Raw genomic sequence first — 471 nt, 5'->3', positions numbered from 1 at the left:
GTGGCGCATTCTCACCCAGGACATCCTCCCGGATTTCCCCGCGAACATGCACGAGCCCGCCCACAAGCTCGCTACCGGCATGCCGCTGCTCCCGGAGTTGGAATGACTATGCCGGCACAATCAGAGCGGCTCCATCGTTTCGATGCCGCGCAACGCGTTTCGTCACGATCGATCTGGACCGATGCGCAATGGCATTTCGACCATACGCGGGCCGATCTGCGTCGTCACCAATTTCGCGTCGATTGGGCATTCGAGCTGCCGGACGGCAGTCGCTTCACCGATCCGCGATGGCATCGGTGGCTGGAGGATGCCCGCACCTTCCTATGGTCGCTTCGCGTCGATCCTCCTGTCGGTCGCCGGCAAGCTCAGGCCAGATCGCTTGTGACAGTGGCCGTCCAGCTGCGCTTCCTGATCCGATGGATGGCGGGCCGGGGCATGCACGGGTTCGACGAGTTGGACACCGATACGGCA

General features: G+C 63.1%; 1 protein-coding gene. It reads left to right on the top strand.

Annotation, left to right across the window (positions count from 1 at the left end):
- Nucleotides 1–102: 102 nt before the first annotated feature.
- Nucleotides 103–471, top strand: a 369-nt coding sequence (locus tag AACY49_RS30745) for a hypothetical protein (RefSeq protein ID WP_339528062.1), incomplete at its 3' end; no start/stop codon positions are given.

The sequence above is a fragment of the Pseudomonas sp. EL_65y_Pfl2_R96 genome (assembly GCF_963970905.1).
Classification (GTDB): Bacteria; Pseudomonadota; Gammaproteobacteria; order Pseudomonadales; family Pseudomonadaceae; genus Aquipseudomonas.
The sequence above is the reverse complement of the archived record's forward strand: the minus strand, read 5'-3'. Positions and strand labels throughout refer to the sequence as shown.